We start from the raw sequence: 22,875 nt of genomic DNA on the forward strand, positions 1-22,875 counted from the left end.
TAAACCAAAATGGCTAAAGTTCCGTCACGTTCTCCGCGTAAGCGCGTACGTAAACAGGTTGCAGATGGCATGGCTCATATCCATGCGTCTTTCAACAACACAATTGTCACCATTACGGATCGTCAAGGTAATGCGTTGTCATGGGCTACCTCAGGTGGTTCTGGTTTTCGTGGTTCACGTAAATCAACACCATTCGCTGCACAGGTTGCTGCTGAGCGTGCAGGTATTGCTGCTCAAGACTACGGCGTTAAAAACCTTGAAGTTTTCGTGAAGGGTCCAGGTCCAGGTCGTGAATCAGCCATTCGTGCGCTGAACGCTGTTGGTTATAAAATTACCAACATTACCGATGTGACGCCTATCCCTCATAATGGCTGTCGTCCACCTAAAAAACGTCGTGTATAACACTGCGTATATAGGATAGTTGGAGAAAGATCATGGCAAGATACTTGGGTCCCAAGCTCAAGCTCAGCCGCAGAGAAGGTACAGACCTTTTCCTAAAAAGCGGTGTGAGAGCAATCGAATCGAAGTGTAAGCTAGAAACTGCACCTGGACAACATGGCGCACGTAAGCCACGTTTGTCTGAGTATGGTATTCAGCTACGCGAGAAACAAAAAGTTCGTCGTATTTTCGGAGTGCTAGAAAAGCAATTCCGTAACTACTACAAAGAAGCTGCACGTTTAAAAGGCAATACAGGTGAAAACCTATTGCAACTTTTAGAAGTCCGCCTAGATAACGTTGTTTATCGTATGGGTTTCGGTTCTACGCGTGCAGAATCACGTCAGCTAGTAAGCCATAAATCTGTTATGGTTAACGGTCGTGTTGTTAATATTCCGTCATTCAAAGTGTCTGCGAATGATGTTGTAAGCATCCGTGAAAAGTCACGTACTCAAGCTCGTATCAAAGCGGCTTTAGAAGTGGCTTCTCAACGTGAAAAGCCTACATGGGTAGAAGTCGACAATGCGAAAATGGAAGGTGCTTTTAAGCGTATTCCAGAACGTAGCGATTTGTCTGCGGATATTAACGAACAGCTGATCGTCGAGCTTTACTCTAAGTAAGGCTAACAAACAAGAGAGGACACAATGCAGGGTTCTGTTACAGAATTTCTTAAACCGCGTCTCGTTGATATTGAGCAGGTTAATTCAACTCGCGCCAAAGTTACACTAGAGCCACTAGAACGTGGTTTTGGCCATACCTTAGGTAACGCGTTGCGTCGAATCCTATTGTCGTCTATGCCTGGCTGTGCAGTTACTGAAGTCGAAATTGACGGCGTACTGCATGAATACAGCAGTAAGGAAGGCGTGCAAGAAGATATCCTTGAGATATTGCTTAATCTTAAGGGATTAGCAGTGACCATCGAGGGTAAAGACGAGGCTTTGCTTACATTAAGCAAGTCCGGCACAGGCCCTGTTACAGCAGCAGATATCACGCATGATGGTGATGTTACCATCGTGAATCCTGATCATGTTATCTGTCACTTGACTGGTAACAATGATATCAGCATGCGTATCCGCGTTGAGCGTGGTCGTGGTTATGTGCCTGCTTCGGCTCGTGCACAGACTGAAGACGATGATCGCCCAATCGGTCGCTTATTGATTGATGCTTCATTCTCGCCTGTAGCTCGCATTGCATATAATGTTGAAGCTGCTCGTGTAGAACAACGTACTGACTTAGACAAACTTGTGATTGATATGACCACTAACGGTACTATTGATCCTGAGGAAGCCATTCGTCGTTCCGCAACCATTTTAGCTGAACAGCTAGATGCGTTTGTTGAATTACGTGATGTGACTGAGCAGGCTGTTGTAGAAGAGAAACCGGAGTTCGATCCGATTTTGCTGCGTCCTGTCGACGATTTAGAGCTAACTGTACGTTCGGCTAACTGTTTAAAAGCCGAAGCGATTCATTACATCGGAGATCTGGTACAACGCACTGAAGTTGAGTTGCTTAAGACCCCTAACTTAGGTAAGAAATCTCTTACTGAAATTAAGGATGTTTTAGCGTCTCGCGGACTGTCGTTAGGTATGCGTCTAGAAAACTGGCCACCGGCTAGTTTAGCTGACGACCTATAAGTCTCAGGTTAGTACAGATTTAGGTTATAAGGATTAGGTCATGCGCCATCGTAAGAGTGGTCGTCAACTAAACCGCAACAGCAGTCATCGTCAAGCTATGTTTCGTAACATGGCTTGTTCAATAGTTCGTCATGAGATTATCAAGACAACTGTAGCTAAAGCGAAAGAACTGCGTCGCGTTGTTGAACCTCTAATAACACTTGCTAAAATTGACAGCGTTGCAAATCGCCGTTTAGTTTTTGCTCGTACCCGCGACGCTGAAGTTGTAGGTAAGTTATTTACTGAATTGGGTCCACGCTTCCAGGAACGTCCTGGTGGCTACACTCGTATTCTAAAGTGCGGTCTACGTACCGGTGATAAAGCCCCAATGGCTTACATCGAGTTAGTAGGTCGTCCTGAAGCTGCTGAAGCTGTTGAAGTTGAAGCTGCTGAGTAATTAGTTACTCACCGAAAAAACCGAGCTTAGGCTCGGTTTTTTTTATTTTTTTTCTGCATCGGTCATATTATAAGCGTCCGGGTAAGTACCTCTTCAGTAATGCTTATGACTCCTTCATCTTAACGACTAACTTTTACATCAAGAGTTAATATGGCTAAATGTTCTCATGAAAGAATGAGCTGCCTCCCAACAAATGCAGCCAGCGGCTTAACGATTACTGGTTTTTGTCATTAACATAATCTCAGTTTCAGCACCTTCTACTTCCGTAAAGCAACCAACCGGCAAAAGGTCGCAGCGTTTGTTAACGCTATAGTGGCAACATCAACCTCGTCAGCATCCTGGCAAGTACCTCTTCAGTAATGCTTATGACTTCTTTATCTTAACCACTGACTATTACATCAAAAGTTAATATGGCTAAATGTTCTCATGAAGAATGAGCTGCCTCCCAACAAATGCAGCCAGCGGCTTAACGATTACTGGTTTTTGTCATTAACATCATCTCAGTTTCAGCACCTTCTACTTCCGTAAAGCAACCAACCGGCAAAAGGTCGCAGCGTTTGTTAACGCTATAGTGGCAACATCAACCTCTTCAGCATCCTGGCAAGTACCTCTTCAGTAATGCTTATGACTTCTTTATCTTAACCACTGACTATTAGATCAGGAGTTAATATGGCAAAAGTTCTCATGAAGAATGAGCTGCCTCCCAATAAATGCAGCCAGCGCTTTAACGATTACTGGTTTTTGTCATTAACGTAATCTCAGTTCAGCACCTTTTACTTCTGTAAAGCAACTAAGCTTCAAAACGTCGCGGCGTTTGATAAATAACAGTGATCATGTCGACAGAGGTGACGCTCCAACGCTTTTCAATAGACTATCTGCTTGTAGCATCAAACGGGTTTTTGGGCTTCCCCTGTTCGTTGTCAGTCAGCCTTATTTGTGAAAGTATTATAACCCCAAGCTATTAATTCGCTCATCACCAGCACTATTTTGTATATATCAGCAGTACCTATTAGCCCTATACAAGCCAGAGATACAGCTCAAGCGTTAATCGCAGATTGGATGATAAAGTCCGCCGTCCTGTTAACCCCTTATATGATTTACGGTACCAACCTCTATTAACTAAAAGTGAACCTAACGCTGATGAAACGACGCTCAAAGTGATTAACGAATCGTATCTGTGGGTGAGAATTTCTCTGGCGTGGATGAGCCTCGTTATCAAGGTTTAAACAGCCTTGTGCTGTACGACTATTAACAAGGTAGCCTCAAGGACACGTGCGAGAGCGGTTTTCTTGCCACGGAGCAAACCAGTTTAGCGTTATTTACCGATTGATTGCTACGCGGCCTTCCAACAGGCAAACAATAGACTTGTGTGGCTATTCACGACCATAAATTCAAAGAAACGTGAAAGTTGCACAGGAAAAACAAAACTCGCAGCGTCAGCAAGGCGGATATGGCACTGAGCATGATAGCCAAGCGGTATTGAAATGCAAATACCTACACTAAGTCAAAAAGACTGATCATTTTTTTGAGTGGCTCATTCAAGTTCTTCAGGAGGCAATTTAAGCACTGGCTCGATACATCAGCTAAGCAAGTGCCAAAAAACGCCCTTGGCCAAGACATACATTACAACCTGCTCTATGGCCAAAGCCTAGCCAGTGACATAGAGAATAGCGGATTTAATAACGACAACAATCGTTGACAGCGCGTAGTAAAGCAGTTTGTGATTGGCCGTTAATACTGATGGGTTAACCTCAACCATAGTGGTGTAGAGGGGAGTGTTATTTTTTGCAACATAATAGAAATGGCTTCAGGAATGGGTTAACACCGTTCGATTACATTAAACACTGCTTAGAGCCGCTATCCTTGCCTCATAGAGACCTCTACAGTCTATTTATCTGGCTCGTTAATCTAGGTGAGGGTAGTTTTCAAAACGCTTAGTAAGTAGCGATCTTGTGTTCGCTGAGCAGTAGGTTCAGTGCCTGCTCATCATGACGTGCCTTTGATTTTCATCGCCGGCTCAATGAGTTATCGTTAAGTTTCTAGTGTGGATTTATATGCCTTTAACTCTAGACCTTATACTGAGTTAATGATTAAAGTAGTCTGAATCCAGATAGAGGCATTGGTTTACCCGAATAGCATCCAATGCCTGCAGACGGTAAATTAGTTTTGCTGGGTATAAAAAAAGCCTCCGAAGAGGCTTGATTGAATGTTGTGTTTACTTACTATTTCCCATAGCCTCTTCACTATAGGTAGGCTTTTCATGCTTTTGCCCCATCGCTTCAGCGACTTCAGGCGGCATATAGTTTTCATCGTGCTTGGCGAGGACTTCAGTCGCTTCTAATTTTCCAGACGCTACTAGAATACCTTGGGCAACGATCCCTTGGCCTTCTCTAAATAGGTCTGGAAGTAAATCATCATATGTGACGAACACTGTTCCACCCGCTGAATCATGCACTGCAAATTCAACATGTAAACTTTTTGGATCGCGTTTCATCGACCCTATTGTGACCATGCCACCGACTCGGATCCGTTGTCCTACTTCTGGCATTACACCCGTATCGTTTTTCCCGTGGGTAATTTCATACGGTGTATAGAATAAATTCAAATTTGAATTTAGTGCGTATAACAATAACGAAGCAACAGCTGCAACACCGGCTATTAACGCTACTGCAAGGGTTAATCTCTTTTTACGTCTTGGATTCACGATTATTACCTCTTGTTTCTTTCAGGCGTTGTTCACGCGTTATTTTTTTAGCTATTTCAATTAGGACGGTGCGTTTTTTTCGCACGCTGAGGATGATCAAGGTTCCTAAAGAGCCGATTGTTACACCGTAAGACAACCATACATAAAATCCATAGCCACCCATATTAATGAAATCTTTCAATGAATCAAATTGCATTATTTTGCCTCCTCTGCAGTTGCTAAATCTCTTACCCAAGGGCGCATGCCATTTCGAGCGAGGATTTCGGTTCTATAACGGACTAAGGTAATTGCACCTATCATTACTCCAAAACCAACTATATTGATCAATAGTGGGTATAGCATATCTGTCGACATGGTTGATTTTTCGGTTATTTTAATTGTAGACGGTTGATGTAAGCTGCTCCACCAGTCGACAGAGTATTTAATAATCGGAATGTTAATCACACCGACAATGGCCAAAATACCAGAGGCTCTAGCCGCGAGCACCTTATCTTCAAATGAAGCATACAGCGAAATAATGCCTAAGTATAAAAAGAGTAAGACTAATTCAGAGGTCAGACGCGCATCCCATACCCACCAAGCGCCCCACATTGGTTTGCCCCATGCGGCTCCGGTAAGTAATGCTATGAATGTGATAACCGCACCAATAGGTGCTATTGCTGCCGCGGCCCAATCGGCAGATTTAATTTGCCATACTAAACCTATAAAGGAAGCGGTTGCCATTGCCAAATAAGCGCTCATTGACATCGATGCGGCAGGCACATGGATGAAAATAATGCGATAACTATCGCCTTGTTGGTAATCTGTTGGTGCAAACAATAATCCCCAAATGCTCCCAGTTCCAATAAGTAAAATCGCGAATGTGGTAAACCACGGCAGTAGTGTGCCTGACAATTTATATGCTCGTTCAGGATCAGCGAAGGTATGAAGCCATTTCCACATTAGTTTGTACTCACACGTAAAGAGGCACCAATTGCAAAAGGAGCCAAGATTAAAGAACCGACCAACATAGCGGCTAGTATCGCCAGTTGGCCATCATAAGTAAGGTTGAGTCCTGCAGCATCAATTGCGCTAGTGGCAAAGATAAGTACAGGAATATATAAAGGTAGAATGAGTAAGCTCAGTAACACGCCTCCTTTTCGAAGCCCAACGGTTAGTGCAACACCTATCGCACCTAGTAAAGATAACACCGGGGTTCCTAGCGCTAACGTCGCCATTAATGCACCGTAACTATTACTCTCTAAATGCAATAGAACGGCTAACAAAGGGGCAACTAAGATTAATGGCACACCTGTTAGTATCCAATGAGCCAGTACTTTTGATAATACTAATAATGGTAATGGCTGTGGACTCAACAACATCTGCTCAAGGCTACCATCGTTGTAATCGGCTTTAAATAATCGCTCTAATGACAACATAGAGGCGAGTAAGGCCGCGACCCATATAATGCCAGGTGCTACTCTTGTTAGGACCTGAGGTTCAGGCCCAATTCCTAGAGGAAAAAGAGTGACCACTAATATAAAAAATAATAGTGGGTTAAAAATATCACCGCGATGTCGGATAGCAATTCTTAAATCTCGTTGCAAAAACGTCATGAATGATGCGGTGTAACTAATTCCTCGTTTCATCCCAATACCTTATATAAAGCGATAGTCGAGCGTGACTTTGCGTAACATGTCATCACGAATAATGCTCATATCTTGGTGGGTGGTTAATATGACACATCCTCCCGATTTAGCATGTTGTATGAAAAGTTGTTCCAATTCTTCAACGCCTTTTTTATCAATTGCTGTAAAAGGTTCATCGAGGATCCAGATTTTACAGTTGCTATGCTGTAAACGTGCTAAAGCGGTTCGACGGTGTTGTCCTGCAGATAAATGACCTGCCAGAGCTTCTTCAAAACCGGTTAAATTGACCTTCGCCAAAATAACGTTAGTGTCGAAATCATCATAGCCACTGATTCTTAAATTGAAGTTAAGATTTTCTTCTGCAGTGAGCTCACTTTTCACACCCGCCAAATGCCCAAGATATAACAAGTCGAGATTAAACTCGTCTCTACATCGATTAATGTCTTCACCTAAATATTCAACCTCACCAGCATACGGGCGAGATAAGCCTGCAATAATACGTAGTAGGCTTGTTTTACCAGCACCATTTGGGCCTTCAACTTGGACAATATCACCCGCATTGATGTTAAAACTAAGTTCATCAAATAAAATGCGTTCTTCGCGAATACAGGTCAATTCGTTGGCACTTAATAGTACTTTTGGTTGGTTTGATATAGTCACTTATCCCTCTTGTTTTGCTTGAGGATGAATTCGAAAAGATATTAACACAAACACTTTTACCGGTTTAGCTTTGTCACCGATTAAGTGCTAGCAATTTGATATGGTTCCAAAAAATAATATATAGTTTGAACTTTTTTAATGATTGCTAATATATTACCTTAACTGCACTGATTGTCTTGATTTAGGGACTAAGCTGAGATTGTTATCACAAAAAGATGAGTTTTTTTGCTATTTGTAGTAATCTTATCTTGCCAAAATGAGTCTGCCTTCTAAATCAAAGGGCAGCGTTAAGCTTTATATATTTGCAATTAGGAACGATGAACATGAAAAAATTGTTAGCAATGACTGCAGTAGCTGCATTAACTTTGTCTGCAAATGTATTTGCTCAAGAAGGTGAAGCTATTTATAATAAAGCGTGTCAAGTCTGTCACAGCATGGGCGTGGCTGGTGCGCCTAAAGCTCATGATACTGCGGCATGGGAACCACGCCTAGCGAAAGGTTTAGATGCCTTAGTGGGTTCGGTTAAGTCAGGTTTAAACGCTATGCCACCAGGTGGTATGTGTACTGACTGTACCGATGACGATTACAAAAAAGCAATTGAGTTTATGTCTAAGTAGCTTTCGACTAGATCAAAAAACCGGCTAATAGCCGGTTTTTTTATGGGTCAATCTTAGTCATGTTAGCGTATAACATCACTAAGACTAAACAGGGTTACTGTACTAAGGTATCCAGTGTTAGTGCAGCATTACCACCCACTTTTATTGCTTTAATTGTGCCCTTTAAGTCACCCGACTGTGGCTTAACACTGCCATTCTTTGACAATACCGCAATGATTTCGACTTCTTGTACTGAACTGAGTGTGACATCGCCACCCATAGAAGTACTGTCATCTAGTGTAATTGTTGTGGGTAAACTGCTTGCGCTGATTTTAGTTGCGGCTAGCGGTACTTTAAGGCCTTGGGTTGCTCGTGCGAAAATAAACACAGTATCTGTATCAGCCACTTTATCCGCTAGTTCTGGCGAAATGGATATTTCAATCGCCACCGTTTTGGCGTTGCTAGTGATATCTGATTTGTGATTGGCATCACTAGGCATTGAGTCTGGGTTTTCACCAAGGCGCATGTTAGCAGACTCAATCGCATTCATTAATGCTGTTCTATCAACATCATTACGATCACTGTCTAAGATCATTTGCCACGAATTGATGGCTTTATTGTAGTTTGCGGTAAAGAAAGCATCCATACCAACGAGAAGCAGCGTGGAGGGATCTTGTGGATCTAACGCTAAAGATTGATCAATTATCGCTTGAATTGCCGGTGACATTTGTTGATTAGCTTTGTAGTATAGCGCTGTCGCTTTAGGGCCAAGGAGTTCAGCTTGCGTGCCCACTAACTCCATCACTTTATCAAATGCAGCAACGGCTTTATCATATTGATTGGCAGAGATATAAGCATGCCCAAGGCTAAACCAAGCTTGACTGTCGTCTGGCTGAGCTTGCACTTTTGCTTCCATTATCTGTACCCGTTGCGACATAATTTGCGCCGGATCCATACCCTGATGAGGATTGCTGGCTTGCGAAGGAGGGTTGGCTAATTCGTTGTAAGCACCAAGTTGTTGATAAAAGTAACCTGAAACAGCCAACAAACAAATGGTCATAAAAGCAGGCCACAAAGCAGTTTTTGATTTAATTTCGACATCAAGGGAGTCGTCACCCTTTTGTTTCATATCCTGAAGTAGATTTATCTCTAGTTCTTTCTTTAATGCTTCGAATTCGACTTGATCTAAAAGATCGTCTTTCAATTCTTTTTCAAGAATCGCTAAACGTTCAGCAAAAAGTTCAAGGTTAGTTTGTCTACGAACACCAGATTCTTCAGCTTGTAACAGCTTTTTCTGGCGAAAATGTGGAACCCAAATCATGATTAGGCCGATGAGTACGACAAGCGCAATAAATATCCAAAATGTGGTCATTGTTTCAATATTCACTTTTAGGTTAACAGAGAAAGCGGCAATTACCGCAGTGCTTGGAATCTTGATTATACGTAAAGATTATTAATTGAATAGTAATATAAGGAAGATATGAATCCAAATCCTGATAGTTGCGTACTGGTTCACAGATTGAATTGTTTGGCTAACTCATGGTGAAACTTTGTTAAGGTAATCCTGTCAGACTGGTTGTGGAAACTTTTCTATTTATCTCAATCGATGTTCATAATGAGACTAGTGACCCAATTTTGCACGAAAATGGCAGACAGAAGTCATCGCAAGTTCTAAAATGCGTTAAAATTCGTTTAAGCTAATGTGCGTATATTAGTTCATCGCATTAATTGGTACTGTAGTGATTTGTTTGTTTCAGATCCGCTTATTTTTTTAGACTAAGGAATACCCATGATTCCAGAAATTGGACATTTCTCGCTCATTCTCGGTTTGGCTTTTGCCATACTGTTAGCTAGCGTGCCGTTATATGGTTCCGCATGTAAAGACCAGTATCTCGTTCGTTATGCTTGGCCATTGACATACGGAATGTTTTTTTTCATCACTCTATCGGTCGTTATCCTAGGGTACAGTTTTGCGGTTGATGATTTTTCGGTGGCTTATGTCGCACATCATTCCAACTCACAATTACCTATTTTCTTTAAGATTGCGGCAGTTTGGGGTGGTCATGAAGGATCACTATTATTCTGGGTCTTTGCATTATCTGTATGGTCTACCTCTGTGGCACTATTCAGTAAAGGGTTAGAAGAAGTCTTTACCGCCAGAGTATTGTCAGTCTTAGCGATGATTGTTGTTGGTTTCACCTTATTCATGGTACTGACATCAAGTCCATTTGAACGGTTATTTCCTATTCCTTTAGAAGGGCGAGACTTAAATCCGATGCTGCAAGATGTTGGATTAATCTTCCATCCACCTATGCTGTATTTGGGTTACGTGGGTTTCTCAGTATGTTTTGCTTTTGCCATTGCAGCACTTATGAGTGGCAGACTTGACTCTGCATGGGCTCGTTGGAGTCGTCCTTGGACTTTAGCGGCTTGGATATTTTTAACCGGTGGGATCTCATTAGGTTCTTGGTGGGCTTATTACGAATTAGGTTGGGGCGGCTGGTGGTTTTGGGACCCGGTTGAAAATGCTTCATTTATGCCTTGGTTAGTGGGTACTGCGTTAGTGCACTCATTAATCGTGACAGAAAAACGTGGTGCATTCCGTAACTGGACTGTATTGCTAGCTATCTTTGCGTTCTCATTAAGTTTACTCGGCACATTTATTGTTCGTTCGGGCGTATTAACGTCAGTACATTCTTTTGCAGCAGATCCAAGTCGTGGTTTGTTCATCTTGCTGTTGTTAGGCCTTGCCGTCGGCGGTTCGTTAACTCTGTTTGCTTTCCGAGCCAGTGAAATGAGCAGTCCAGCACGATTTGAGCTTAAATCGAAAGAAACCATGCTGCTAATCTGTAACGTATTACTTACTGTTGCAGCGGGTACTGTTCTACTGGGTACACTATATCCTTTACTGATTGATGCATTAGGTATGGGCAAAATTTCAGTGGGCCCTCCGTATTTCAATGCTGTGTTTGTACCTATCGTACTAGTGCTATTTTGTTTTATGGGTATAGGTCCAATTATTCGTTGGAAGAAATCTAAAGCCGGTGAAATCAAAAGACAGTTACTTGTTCCAGCTATTATCGCGTTAGTTGTGGGTGTTGCAGCTCCATTTGTTGCTGGCGGTGAATTTAATGCTTGGGTAATGTGTGGTGTGGGTGCTACCGCGTGGATCATGCTAGCCACTCTTCGCGCTGCTTATAATATGGTAAGCAATAAAGAAGGCGGTATCAGTCTCAATCAAATAGGTCGTAGCCAGTTAGGGATGCTCTTTGCCCACTTTGGTATTGCGGTGTCAGTAATGGGGGCAACAATTGTCTCTAATTACTCGATTGAAAAAAGTGTTCGCATGGGACCAGGTATTAGCCAAGAGCTGGCAGGTTATACATTCAAGTACTTAGAAACTAAAAATGTTGTCGGCCCTAATTATACTGCCAAACAAGGTCAGATTGAGATTTATAAAGATGATGAATTTGTCTCTTTGTTAAAGCCTGATCGTCGTCAATACACTGTTCGTACTATGGATATGACTGAAGCAGGTATTGATTGGGGATTATTCCGCGACTTATATGTCACTATGGGCGACCCCATTAGTTTAACTGAGTTTGCTGTACGTCTTAATTATAAACCCTTTGTACGTTGGATATGGTTTGGCTCAATCTTTATGATGATTGGTGGCTTCCTTGCTGCATCAGATAAGCGTTATCGTGTGAAGCAAGTTGCTTCAGAAGATGTAGTAAAAGCAAAATTAGCGACAGTGTAATTAACTCGGAGACACTATGAAGAAGTTTGTACTGTTTATACCCTTAGTCATATTCTTGGGTATGGGCGCGTTTTTATACAAAGGATTATTTCTCAATCCTAAAGTGCTCGATTCAGCATTAGAAGGAAAGCCTGTTCCGGCTTTCCAACTTGAGCGCTTAGAAGTGCCTAGTGAAGTCTTAACTGAGAAAGATCTTCCTGCAAAAGTGTCGATGTTAAACTTTTGGGCGACTTGGTGTCCCGCATGTAAATATGAGCATCCTTACTTGATGATGTTATCTAAACGTAATTTGTTACCTATATATGGTATCAACTATCGTGACGAGCGAGCATTAGCAATTAAAGAGTTAACCACTCTAGGTGACCCTTACACAGCCAATATCTTTGATAAAGATGGTCGCCTAGGGCTCGACCTTGGGGTTTATGGCGCACCAGAAACATTTATTGTCGATCATAACGGTATTATTCGTTATCGTTATGCAGGACCGATAGATCAAACGGTATGGACACAAACCTTGTATCCGATGATCCAGCAATTACAAGCTGAAGCTAAAGTTGATGGAGCATCGTAATGAAATTCGTATTTAAAATAATGATGGCTTGTACGAGTTTGCTTTTTACTTTGACGGTAATGGCTACACCAGTCGATACCTATGAGTTCAAGTCAGCAGAAAATCAACAAAGGGCATTGTCACTCGCGCATCAATTGCGTTGTCCACAATGTCAGAATCAAAATTTAGTCGATTCAAACTCACCTGTTGCACAAGATTTGCGCTTAGAAGTGTATCAGATGGTTGATAGTGGTAAATCTGAAGTTGAAATTATCGACTTTATGACTAGTCGCTATGGTGATTTTGTTTTGTACAATCCTAAGCTAGACTCAAAAACATATATTCTATGGCTTGGTCCATTTGGGTTACTTATTTTGGGTCTCTTTATTGGCTTTATCTTTGTGCGCAAGCAACGGATTCAAGCCACAGAATCCACAACCTTGTCGACAGAGCAACAAGCCGAGTTAGATGCAATATTAAATCCTAATAAGACAACCAAGTAACCAATCGGAGTATTAACCTTGAAACAGTGGTTTGCGTATATCTTCACGAGCTTCTTTATATTGGGTATTGCAAGTATGGCTAATGCATACCCCGGCATGCAAGCTGCGGCTAAGCAAACCACTGAGTCAACACTTGATCGGATTAATATCCTACCGCAACCATTCCCTATTGCTTTAGTTGACTTCACCAACCCCGTTGGTCAGCCAATTAATTTTGAACACTATAAGGGAAAAGTGGTTGTGGTTAACGTTTGGGCTACTTGGTGTCCACCTTGTGTCAGAGAGCTCCCTGCGCTTAATCGATTAGATAAAAGCTTAGATGCAGAACATTTTGCACTAATACCTATTTCTATTGATGCCGAAGCAGTTAATGTCGTACAGCCATTTTTGGAATCTCTTGAATTATCCACATTCAACTCATATTTTGATCCGCAACAACAGTTACGAGATGTATTCCCACTCGATACAATACCGGCGACATTTATCTTAAATGAACAAGGTGAGCTGGTGGCCTATGTTCGCTCGTTTGTCGATTGGGATGATAAGAATGTGATTAGTTTCCTTAACCAATTCCGCAACAGCACAGTAAAAGTACAATAAACATTCAAGAAAGCTCAAAAAATATCTTAAAGGATCGCTTTTGGTGAAAAGATCGCCAAGCGATCCTTTTTTCTTAAAAAAGGGCTTGCGCTAAATCTTGTATTGCCTATAATGCGCATCCACTGACACGGCAGACAGCGAAAGCAGTCACCGAGTTGGGTTGAATTAAGTGGTTCAAAACACTGAGTTCAAGGCGAAAAGAAAGTTTGAAAAAACACTTGACGCGAAACGGGAAATGCGTAAAATACGCACCCCAAGCCAACGACCTAGCGTCAGCGGCCGCTGAATGAAAAATCGAAAGATGTTCATGTTAGCAACGTTCTTTAACAATCTAAACAAGAAATCTGTGTGGACATTCACAGGTATTGAGTTATTCGAAATTGTCTTCTGTTCTTCGGAATGTTGGCAATCAAAAAATTTCAACTCAATGCAACGATGAGTGTTCATAGTAATATGTACAAACATTATTTAGATTCTTCCGAGTCTAATTAATGAAATCAGAATTCATTGAGCCGAAAGCATCGTTCTTACTTGTAAGAGTGGGGTTTTCAAAAAACTTTAATTGAAGAGTTTGATCATGGCTCAGATTGAACGCTGGCGGCAGGCCTAACACATGCAAGTCGAGCGGTAACACAAGGGAGCTTGCTCCTGAGGTGACGAGCGGCGGACGGGTGAGTAATGCCTAGGGATCTGCCCAGTCGAGGGGGATAACAGTTGGAAACGACTGCTAATACCGCATACGCCCTACGGGGGAAAGGAGGGGACCTTCGGGCCTTCCGCGACAGGATGAACCTAGGTGGGATTAGCTAGTTGGTGAGGTAATGGCTCACCAAGGCGACGATCCCTAGCTGTTCTGAGAGGATGATCAGCCACACTGGGACTGAGACACGGCCCAGACTCCTACGGGAGGCAGCAGTGGGGAATATTGCACAATGGGGGAAACCCTGATGCAGCCATGCCGCGTGTGTGAAGAAGGCCTTCGGGTTGTAAAGCACTTTCAGTAGGGAGGAAAGGTAGCGTGTTAATAGCCCGTTACTGTGACGTTACCTACAGAAGAAGGACCGGCTAACTCCGTGCCAGCAGCCGCGGTAATACGGAGGGTCCGAGCGTTAATCGGAATTACTGGGCGTAAAGCGTGCGCAGGCGGTTTGTTAAGCCAGATGTGAAATCCCCGGGCTCAACCTGGGAATTGCATTTGGAACTGGCGAACTAGAGTCTTGTAGAGGGGGGTAGAATTCCAGGTGTAGCGGTGAAATGCGTAGATATCTGGAGGAATACCGGTGGCGAAGGCGGCCCCCTGGACAAAGACTGACGCTCATGCACGAAAGCGTGGGGAGCAAACAGGATTAGATACCCTGGTAGTCCACGCCGTAAACGATGTCTACTCGGAGTTTGGTGACTTAGTCACTGGGCTCCCAAGCTAACGCATTAAGTAGACCGCCTGGGGAGTACGGCCGCAAGGTTAAAACTCAAATGAATTGACGGGGGCCCGCACAAGCGGTGGAGCATGTGGTTTAATTCGATGCAACGCGAAGAACCTTACCTACTCTTGACATCCACAGAAGAGACCAGAGATGGACTTGTGCCTTCGGGAACTGTGAGACAGGTGCTGCATGGCTGTCGTCAGCTCGTGTTGTGAAATGTTGGGTTAAGTCCCGCAACGAGCGCAACCCCTATCCTTATTTGCCAGCGCGTAATGGCGGGAACTCTAGGGAGACTGCCGGTGATAAACCGGAGGAAGGTGGGGACGACGTCAAGTCATCATGGCCCTTACGAGTAGGGCTACACACGTGCTACAATGGCAAGTACAGAGGGTTGCAAAGCCGCGAGGTGGAGCTAATCTCACAAAGCTTGTCGTAGTCCGGATCGGAGTCTGCAACTCGACTCCGTGAAGTCGGAATCGCTAGTAATCGTGGATCAGAATGCCACGGTGAATACGTTCCCGGGCCTTGTACACACCGCCCGTCACACCATGGGAGTGGGCTGCAAAAGAAGTGGGTAGTTTAACCTTCGGGAGAACGCTCACCACTTTGTGGTTCATGACTGGGGTGAAGTCGTAACAAGGTAGCCCTAGGGGAACCTGGGGCTGGATCACCTCCTTACCTATACGACTAACTCAATACCTAAAAGTGCAGCGATGCATGTGAGTGTTCACACAGATTACTTGTTAACTTCTTCGGAAGTAGAGTGAAACACGCCGCCAGCCGGCTAGTGTTGTTCTTTAACAATTTGGAAAGCTGATAGTACTAACTAAAGGCGCATGAATAATGATTCGTTGTTATTGGTGTGATTACGTTAGTGCGAAAAATAATACTGATGCGAAAGCATTAGTATCTTGAGTTCTCAAAACACTGTTTAAGTGTCTTGAATATTCTAAAAAACTAAGGCGAGTCCACTTCCTACCCGGAGGTGAGACAAGTAAAAACCAGCTGGTCATGATATGACTCAGAGGTTCACGCAAGTGAAACTCATTTGGGTTGTATGGTTAAGTGACCAAGCGTATACGGTGGATGCCTTGGCAGTCAGAGGCGATGAAGGACGTAATAACTTGCGAAAAGCGTTGGCGAGCTAGTAATAAGCATTTGAGCTAACGATATCCGAATGGGGAAACCCGGCCACATAAGTGGTCATCATAACGTGAATACATAGCGTTATGAGGCGAACCTGGGGAACTGAAACATCTAAGTACCCAGAGGAAAAGAAATCAACCGAGATTCCCCTAGTAGCGGCGAGCGAACGGGGATTAGCCCTTAAGTCTATGGGGTGTTAGTGGAATGTGTTGGAAAGCACAGCGGCACAGGGTGATAGCCCCGTACATGAAAACTAACCGTAGATGAAAACGAGTAAGGCGGGACACGTGACATCCTGTTTGAATATGGGGGGACCATCCTCCAAGGCTAAATACTCCTGACTGACCGATAGTGAACCAGTACCGTGAGGGAAAGGCGAAAAGAACCCCTGTGAGGGGAGTGAAATAGAACCTGAAACCGTGTACGTACAAGCAGTGGGAGCGGTTCTTGAGACCGTGACTGCGTACCTTTTGTATAATGGGTCAGCGACTTACATTTTGTAGCGAGGTTAAGCGAATAGCGGAGCCGTAGGGAAACCGAGTGTTAACTGCGCGTTTAGTTGCAAGGTGTAGACCCGAAACCGAGTGATCTAGCCATGGGCAGGTTGAAGGTTGAGTAACATCAACTGGAGGACCGAACCGACTTATGTTGAAAAATGAGCGGATGACTTGTGGCTGGGGGTGAAAGGCCAATCAAACTCGGAGATATCTGGTTCTCCTCGAAAGCTATTTAGGTAGCGCCTCGAGCGAATACCATTGGGGGTAGAGCACTGTTAAGGCTAGGGGGTCATCCCGACTTACCAACCCTTTGCAAACTCCGAATACCAATGAGTACTACTCGGGAGACAGACAGCGGGTGCTAACGTCCGTTGTCAAAAGGGAAACAACCCAGACCGTCAGCTAAGGTCCCAAAGTGTATGTTAAGTGGGAAACGATGTGGGAAGGCTCAGACAGCTAGGATGTTGGCTTAGAAGCAGCCATCATTTAAAGAAAGCGTAATAGCTCACTAGTCGAGTCGGCCTGCGCGGAAGATTTAACGGGGCTAAACATACCACCGAAGCTACGGGTGCATTTCATTAGAATTGCGCGGTAGAGGAGCGTTCTGTAAGCGGTTGAAGGTGAAGGGGTAACCCACACTGGACGTATCAGAAGTGCGAATGCTGACATGAGTAACGATAAAGGGAGTGAAAAACTCCCTCGCCGAAAGACCAAGGGTTCCTGTCCAACGTTAATCGGGGCAGGGTGAGTCGACCCCTAAGGTGAGGCCGAAAGGCGTAATCGATGGGAAACAGATTAATATTTCTGTACCTTCACTAACTGCGATGGAGAGACGGAGAAGGCTAGGCTAGCGCGGCGTTGGTAGTCCGCGTTTAAGGTGGTAGGTTGTATTCTTAGGCAAATCCGGGGATACGCATTTAATTGCAAGACTGAGGACTGATGACGAGTCACTAAGGTGATGAAGTAGTTGATGCCATACTTCCAGGAAAATCTTCTAAGCTTCAGGTTAGTGGGGATCGTACCCCAAACCGACACAGGTGGTCGGGTAGAGAATACCAAGGCGCTTGAGAGAACTCGGCTGAAGGAACTAGGCAAAATGGTACCGTAACTTCGGGAGAAGGTACGCTGCCGACGGTGATAGGACTTGCTCCTTAAGCTGTTGGCAGTCGCAGATACCAGGTGGCTGCAACTGTTTATCAAAAACACAGTACTGTGCAAAATCGCAAGATGACGTATACGGTATGACGCCTGCCCGGTGCCGGAAGGTTAATTGATTGGGTTATCTTCGGAGAAGCTCATGATCGAAGCCCCGGTAAACGGCGGCCGTAACTATAACGGTCCTAAGGTAGCGAAATTCCTTGTCGGGTAAGTTCCGACCTGCACGAATGGCGTAATGATGGCCACGCTGTCTCCAGCCGAGACTCAGTGAAGTTGAAATTGCGGTGAAGATGCCGTATACCCGCGGCTAGACGGAAAGACCCCGTGAACCTTTACTATAGCTTGGCACTGAACATTGAACCTACATGTGTAGGATAGGTGGGAGACTTTGAAGCTTGGACGCTAGTCTGAGTGGAGTCAATCTTGAAATACCACCCTTGTAGTTTTGATGTTCTAACCGCGGCCCCTAATCGGGGTTCGGGACAGTGCCTGGTGGGTAGTTTGACTGGGGCGGTCTCCTCCCAAAGAGTAACGGAGGAGCACGAAGGTTGGCTAAGTACGGTCGGACATCGTACGGTTAGTGCAATGGCATAAGCCAGCTTAACTGCGAGACATACACGTCGAGCAGGTACGAAAGTAGGTCATAGTGATCCGGTGGTTCTGAATGGAAGGGCCATCGCTCAACGGATAAAAGGTACTCCGGGGATAACAGGCTGATACCGCCCAAGAGTTCATATCGACGGCGGTGTTTGGCACCTCGATGTCGGCTCATCACATCCTGGGGCTGAAGTCGGTCCCAAGGGTATGGCTGTTCGCCATTTAAAGTGGTACGCGAGCTGGGTTCAGAACGTCGTGAGACAGTTCGGTCCCTATCTGCCGTGGGCGTTGGATGATTGAAGGGAGCTGCTCCTAGTACGAGAGGACCGGAGTGGACGAACCGCTGGTGTTCGGGTTGTCATGCCAATGGCATTGCCCGGTAGCTACGTTCGGGATCGATAACCGCTGAAAGCATCTAAGCGGGAAGCGAGCCCTAAGATGAGTCATCCCTAGAGCTTTAAGCTCTCTAAAGGGCCGTAGGAGACTACTACGTTGATAGGCAAGGTGTGTAAGCGTTGTGAGGCGTTGAGCTAACTTGTACTAATGACCCGTGAGGCTTAACCATACAACCCAGATGGGTTTTACTGACCTTAGTGTTAGAATAGAGCGCTTAAACAGTGTTTTGTAGACTCAAAAAAATCAGCTTTCCGAATTATTATTTACGGCCTTAAAGGCGGTAGATATACAAATTTGTCTGGAAACCATAGCATTGTGGCACCACCTGATCCCATTCCGAACTCAGAAGTGAAACGCAATCGCGCCGATGGTAGTTTGGGGTCTCCCCATGCGAGAGTAGGTCATTTCCAGGCGCCTAATTTACTCGAAAGAGTAGTGAAACAGCCCGCTATTACATAGCGGGCTTTTTACGTCTGTAATTTAACAGCTTCGCTGCGCTGCTAGGGTCGCTGCGCTGCTAGGGTCGCTGCGCTGCTAGGGCGGACTGCGTCCTGCTAGGGATAGCTTCAGAAACGATAACAAGCGAACGCTGTGCTCACGGATAGAGACAGCTTCGCTGCTAAGATTTTATAGCATCTAGCAGCGCAGCGTCCTAGCCTCTAGGCTTTTAGCTCGATTGTTATCTCTTGTCATCGCTTGCTACCGCTCGCTGCTAAGATTTTATAGCCTCTAGCCGCGTAGCGTCCTAGCCTCTAGGCTTTTAGCTCGGTTGTTATCTCTCGTCATCGCTTGCTACCGCTCGCTACCAAGATTTTATAGTATCTAGCCGCGTAGCGTCCTAGCCTCTAGGTTTTTAGCTCGATTGGTATCTCTCGTCATCGCTTGCTACCGCTCGCTACCAAGATTTTATAGCCTCTAGCCGCGCAGCGTCCTAGCCTCTAGGCATTTAGCTTTAGCTTTTTCGTCCATTCGCTTGTTATCGTATTTCATCGCTCGCCATCGCTTGCGGCTAATATTTTATAGCATCTAGGCATTTCGCTCTGAAACGAGCATGTTGAAGTGATTTGAATAGATTAATAAGCTGTCATTACACAACTTATCAATATGACTTACCAAGGCAGGGTTAATAGCTTATCTAAAATAGGTTTATTGGCTTCAGGGAACTCATATTCAGAGATGGATTGTAATTCAACCCATTGTATTTGTTGTCCTTCAACGCCGGTTGCTTGGCCATTGAAATCAGTCACTAAGTGGATATCAAGTCTTACCTGCTTATCTGGATAGTCATGGCTGATATCCATAAATGCTGTTGTGCTTTTTACATCAAGATCCACTTCTTCTTTCAATTCACGAATTAGAGCGGCAGTTACCGTTTCATTTTGTTCAACTTTACCACCCGGGAATTCCCATTTTCCACCTTGATGTAAATGGTCATGACGCTTGGCTAATAAAATTTGTTTATGTTGGTTTATAATAACGCCGACAGCAACATGTATTCTCTTTTGCATGTTTTGCCCTTACTATTTCTTCTTATTGTTCGAATAGATTGTTCGAATAGATTGTTCGAATAGATTGTTCGAATAGATTGTTCGAATAGGTTATCTGAACTGATTATTTAAAGAAGTCACCTTCATCAAAACCAGCATCATCCAACAGATCTAGGTCTATATCGTGCTTAACCGGAATAGCATGTTTTTCACTCGCCCAGTCACCGAGATCGATAAGTTTACAACGTTCACTGCAAAAAGGCTTAAATAGGGAGTCGTCTTTCCATTCAACTTTGGTGCTGCAAATTGGGCAGTTTACTACTGTTAAAGGCATAATCATTCTTGGTTATTAATCTTACTCGTGATGGTAAAGTGTTTAGGTGCAGGTTGCTAGTGAGAACTCAACAGTTTCACTTGTATGACGATGTAAATCGAAATCGACAAAATGAATGGCATAACGATTTCGATTGCCACTGATTGTAGGATAGCAATTCTGGTTGGGGTTTATTTTTACACGGATTAATGACAGAGGCTGCGGTGAGCTGCCTTGATAGAACCCTACTGGTGCTTGGCATAAACTAAAATCTGCTGTCGTTCTAATCAGTTCTAGCAGTAGCATGATTGGGGCTAATAGTGGCTGAAATTGCATCCGCCAGTTTTCGATATCTTGCTGTCGATATTGCCAGTCTTTGTCTAGCCAAAAGTGCAGCTGAGGAAAATCAAAATTACAGTATGCCCCGGTCATATTGAAGCGCTGTCGTAGTGAACAGATAAACTTATCTTGTTTAAGGCTACAACCAATTCTTTCTTGTGCTTGCAGCGGCGACTTCAATGCAATCAGTCTTTCGGTGAGTTGATCTACTTGCGCGTTATCAACATTTGAGTTTGTACGCCAATGGGAAATTAACTGAATTTGTTTATCAATATCTTTTAATATATCAGTGCGATAATCACAACGTTCTGTTAGCTCTGCAAGAGAAAATAACGGGGCAAAACATTGATGTTGACTATCCTGTTCGGCATGCAGTTTTAACTGTAAGGCAAGGTTTTCTATACGCAGATAACTGCGTATTTTTTCATTTAATGGTTGTTCATAGATTAAATCAGTCATGGACGTTAGTTTCTAAATCGGCTGCCTGTTGTAAGTATTGTTGGTGCAGACCAAATACTTGACTGCGCAACACCTCATGATCTCCTTGATTATCTATAATATTATCAGCTTGAGCAAGCCGCTGTTCTCGGGTCATTTGACTCGCCAGAATATGCTCAACTTGTTGTTTGCTGACGCCATCACGTTGTATCGTCCTTGAAATCTGTAACTCTGGGGCAATATCTACAACCAAAGTCGTATCAACTAAACTATCTAAATGATTCTCAAATAGCAAGGGCACTATCATTATTACGTATGCTGATGTCGATGTTTGTACTTGGTCGAGCATCTTCTGGCGGATCATAGGGTGGAGTAAATTATTAAGCCACAGACGTTGCTCTGGGTTATCGAAAACTTGTGCTCGCAGAGCCGCTCTATCAAGGCTGCCATCGGTTAACAAAATCGCCTGGCCAAAGTGCTCTGTTATTGCTTTGAGCCCATCAGAGTTGGTTGAGACAACCTCTCTGGCGATAACATCGGCATCAACTAAGTCTATGCCGTATTGCGCGAATAAATTCGCCACAGTCGTTTTACCACTGGCAATGCCGCCAGTTAGCCCCACGATAAACTTTTTTAACATCATAAGGTACTCAGATACCAATTGAGGATGTCATGTCCCCACACTAAGGCTATCCATCCCGCTAAAGCAATATAAGGACCAAAGGGGATTGGGTTACCTTTGCTGAGCCGTTTAGCCATAATCATGGTTATGCCAACTACCGCGCCCACTAGGGATGATAATAGAATAATTAATGGCAGCATTTGCCAACCTAACCATGCACCGAAGACGGCTAATAATTTAAAGTCACCGTATCCCATGCCTTCTTTGCCAGTCACCAATTTAAATAACCAAAATACTGACCACAAGCTTAAATAGCCAGCGGCAGCGCCGATAATAGCGTCTTGAGGGCTAGCATAAATACCTTTAAGGTTAATGATTAATCCTAACCAAAGAATTGGTAAGGTGAGTTGATCGGGCAAGAGCATTTCATCTAGATCAATACCCGTTAATGCCACCAAAACAAAGGTTAAAATACTGGCATAGAAAAATTGCCATGTTGGGCCAAAGTGCCAAGCTAATGTGGCAATCAATACTCCGGTGAGTAGTTCGATAATCGGATAGCGGATTGAAATACCTGTGTTGCAATCGGCACACTTTCCCTTAAGCAGCATCCAACCCAATATAGGCAGATTATGCCAAGGTTTAATGTCGGCTTTGCATTTAGGGCAGGCAGAACCTGGCACGATGAGGTTGTATTTTTTCGGAAACGGATCGATGGCTTTATTTAAGCGCTCATTGCCTACTTGTTCGACAATATCTGGATGATATTCATTGAGGTAAAAATTACATTCGCTTTGCCATTCGCGTTTCATCATCACAGGTAAGCGGTGGACTACTACGTTGAGAAAACTGCCAATGGTGGCCGCAAAAATAAAGCTAATCGCCACAAATGCCCAAGGATATTGGCTCATTGTGGCAATAAAAGTTGAGATAAATTCAGTCATTGTTATTC

The 22,875-nt window shown here is 44.0% G+C and carries 20 protein-coding genes and 3 rRNA genes; 12 read left to right on the forward strand and 11 right to left on the reverse strand.

From position 1 onward, the window contains the following. Positions 1-9: 9 nt before the first annotated feature. The 4 genes from rpsK to rplQ are packed head-to-tail and all read left to right on the forward strand — an operon-like array spanning position 10 to position 2,505. A complete protein-coding gene (gene rpsK / locus CXF80_RS14995; RefSeq protein ID WP_011635661.1) occupies positions 10-402 on the forward strand; it encodes a 30S ribosomal protein S11 in 393 nt (130 codons plus the stop codon). Positions 403-434: 32 nt separating this feature from the next. Beyond that, positions 435-1,055: a 30S ribosomal protein S4 gene (gene rpsD, locus CXF80_RS15000; RefSeq protein ID WP_101033748.1), complete on the forward strand. Its 621-nt coding sequence runs from the start codon at positions 435-437 to the stop codon at positions 1,053-1,055. 24 nt (positions 1,056-1,079) lie between these two features. Beyond that, a complete protein-coding gene (locus CXF80_RS15005; RefSeq protein ID WP_101033750.1) occupies positions 1,080-2,069 on the forward strand; it encodes a DNA-directed RNA polymerase subunit alpha in 990 nt (329 codons plus the stop codon). Positions 2,070-2,109: 40 nt separating this feature from the next. Beyond that, entirely contained in the window at positions 2,110-2,505 is a 396-nt protein-coding gene (gene rplQ, locus CXF80_RS15010; protein ID WP_101033752.1) for a 50S ribosomal protein L17, read from the forward strand. Between the two features lie 2,215 nt (positions 2,506-4,720). On the opposite strand, the gene ccmE is transcribed toward rplQ, so the two are convergent. From ccmE to ccmA, 5 genes are read right to left on the reverse strand one after another with little or no spacing between them, the layout of a single operon-like run. After that, positions 4,721-5,209: a cytochrome c maturation protein CcmE gene (gene ccmE / locus CXF80_RS15015; RefSeq protein WP_101033755.1), complete on the reverse strand. Its 489-nt coding sequence runs from the start codon at positions 5,207-5,209 to the stop codon at positions 4,721-4,723. Next, positions 5,193-5,405 carry a heme exporter protein CcmD gene (ccmD, locus tag CXF80_RS15020; RefSeq protein WP_101033757.1) on the reverse strand — a complete coding sequence of 71 codons (213 nt, stop codon included), beginning with the start codon at positions 5,403-5,405 and terminating at the stop codon, positions 5,193-5,195. Before ccmD ends, ccmE begins: the two co-directional genes overlap by 17 nt. Next, positions 5,405-6,151 carry a heme ABC transporter permease gene (locus tag CXF80_RS15025; protein ID WP_101033759.1) on the reverse strand — a complete coding sequence of 249 codons (747 nt, stop codon included), beginning with the start codon at positions 6,149-6,151 and terminating at the stop codon, positions 5,405-5,407. Before CXF80_RS15025 ends, ccmD begins: the two co-directional genes overlap by 1 nt. Beyond that, a complete protein-coding gene (gene ccmB, locus CXF80_RS15030) occupies positions 6,151-6,837 on the reverse strand; it encodes a heme exporter protein CcmB (protein WP_101033760.1) in 687 nt (228 codons plus the stop codon). The genes CXF80_RS15025 and ccmB overlap by 1 nt, the downstream gene beginning before the upstream one ends. Before the next feature lie 9 nt (positions 6,838-6,846). After that, positions 6,847-7,497, reverse strand: coding sequence for a cytochrome c biogenesis heme-transporting ATPase CcmA (ccmA, locus tag CXF80_RS15035; protein ID WP_101033761.1), 651 nt, complete (start codon positions 7,495-7,497; stop codon positions 6,847-6,849). Positions 7,498-7,820: 323 nt separating this feature from the next. Between ccmA and CXF80_RS15040 the strand changes: the two genes are divergently transcribed. Beyond that, the gene (locus CXF80_RS15040; RefSeq protein ID WP_101033762.1) at positions 7,821-8,114 is read left to right on the forward strand and encodes a c-type cytochrome; all 294 of its coding nucleotides are present in this window, start codon (positions 7,821-7,823) and stop codon (positions 8,112-8,114) included. Positions 8,115-8,208: 94 nt separating this feature from the next. Here CXF80_RS15040 and ccmI read toward each other — a convergent pair whose 3' ends face one another. Continuing rightward, positions 8,209-9,465: a c-type cytochrome biogenesis protein CcmI gene (gene ccmI / locus CXF80_RS15045; RefSeq protein ID WP_101033763.1), complete on the reverse strand. Its 1,257-nt coding sequence runs from the start codon at positions 9,463-9,465 to the stop codon at positions 8,209-8,211. Positions 9,466-9,882: 417 nt separating this feature from the next. Here ccmI and CXF80_RS15050 point away from each other — a divergent pair, with 417 nt between their 5' ends. The 7 genes from CXF80_RS15050 to rrf all read left to right on the forward strand — a co-directional run bounded on the left by CXF80_RS15050 (position 9,883) and on the right by rrf (position 19,137). Beyond that, positions 9,883-11,853, forward strand: coding sequence for a heme lyase CcmF/NrfE family subunit (locus CXF80_RS15050; RefSeq protein WP_101033764.1), 1,971 nt, complete (start codon positions 9,883-9,885; stop codon positions 11,851-11,853). A 16-nt stretch (positions 11,854-11,869) separates the two neighbouring features. Next, positions 11,870-12,424 (forward strand): DsbE family thiol:disulfide interchange protein, encoded by a 555-nt coding sequence (locus CXF80_RS15055; RefSeq protein ID WP_101033765.1) that lies wholly within the window; start codon positions 11,870-11,872, stop codon positions 12,422-12,424. Then, a complete protein-coding gene (gene nrfF / locus CXF80_RS15060) occupies positions 12,424-12,906 on the forward strand; it encodes a heme lyase NrfEFG subunit NrfF (protein WP_101033766.1) in 483 nt (160 codons plus the stop codon). Before CXF80_RS15055 ends, nrfF begins: the two co-directional genes overlap by 1 nt. Positions 12,907-12,981: 75 nt before the next feature. Beyond that, on the forward strand, positions 12,982-13,506 hold the full coding sequence (locus CXF80_RS15065; protein ID WP_101033767.1) for a TlpA family protein disulfide reductase: 525 nt from the start codon (positions 12,982-12,984) through the stop codon (positions 13,504-13,506). Between the two features lie 559 nt (positions 13,507-14,065). Beyond that, positions 14,066-15,608: ribosomal RNA gene (locus tag CXF80_RS15070) — 16S ribosomal RNA — on the forward strand. Between the two features lie 381 nt (positions 15,609-15,989). Then, a 23S ribosomal RNA gene (locus CXF80_RS15075) occupies positions 15,990-18,893 on the forward strand. A gap of 128 nt (positions 18,894-19,021) precedes the next feature. Then, positions 19,022-19,137 (forward strand): 5S ribosomal RNA (gene rrf / locus CXF80_RS15080). The 16S, 23S and 5S rRNA genes sit together here, the layout of an rRNA operon. 696 nt (positions 19,138-19,833) lie before the next feature. On the opposite strand, the gene mutT is transcribed toward rrf, so the two are convergent. The 5 genes from mutT to CXF80_RS15105 all read right to left on the reverse strand — a co-directional run bounded on the left by mutT (position 19,834) and on the right by CXF80_RS15105 (position 22,867). Continuing rightward, entirely contained in the window at positions 19,834-20,232 is a 399-nt protein-coding gene (mutT, locus tag CXF80_RS15085) for an 8-oxo-dGTP diphosphatase MutT (protein ID WP_101033768.1), read from the reverse strand. Positions 20,233-20,335: 103 nt separating this feature from the next. Then, positions 20,336-20,545 carry a DNA gyrase inhibitor YacG gene (yacG, locus tag CXF80_RS15090; protein ID WP_101033769.1) on the reverse strand — a complete coding sequence of 70 codons (210 nt, stop codon included), beginning with the start codon at positions 20,543-20,545 and terminating at the stop codon, positions 20,336-20,338. Between the two features lie 42 nt (positions 20,546-20,587). Further along, positions 20,588-21,322: a cell division protein ZapD gene (gene zapD / locus CXF80_RS15095; protein ID WP_101033770.1), complete on the reverse strand. Its 735-nt coding sequence runs from the start codon at positions 21,320-21,322 to the stop codon at positions 20,588-20,590. Then, a complete protein-coding gene (coaE, locus tag CXF80_RS15100; RefSeq protein WP_101033771.1) occupies positions 21,315-21,944 on the reverse strand; it encodes a dephospho-CoA kinase in 630 nt (209 codons plus the stop codon). Before coaE ends, zapD begins: the two co-directional genes overlap by 8 nt. Further along, positions 21,941-22,867 (reverse strand): prepilin peptidase, encoded by a 927-nt coding sequence (locus tag CXF80_RS15105; protein ID WP_101033772.1) that lies wholly within the window; start codon positions 22,865-22,867, stop codon positions 21,941-21,943. Before CXF80_RS15105 ends, coaE begins: the two co-directional genes overlap by 4 nt. Positions 22,868-22,875: the final 8 nt, after the last annotated feature.

The organism is Shewanella sp. Actino-trap-3, assembly GCF_002836275.1.
Classification (GTDB): domain Bacteria; phylum Pseudomonadota; class Gammaproteobacteria; order Enterobacterales; family Shewanellaceae; genus Shewanella; species Shewanella psychromarinicola.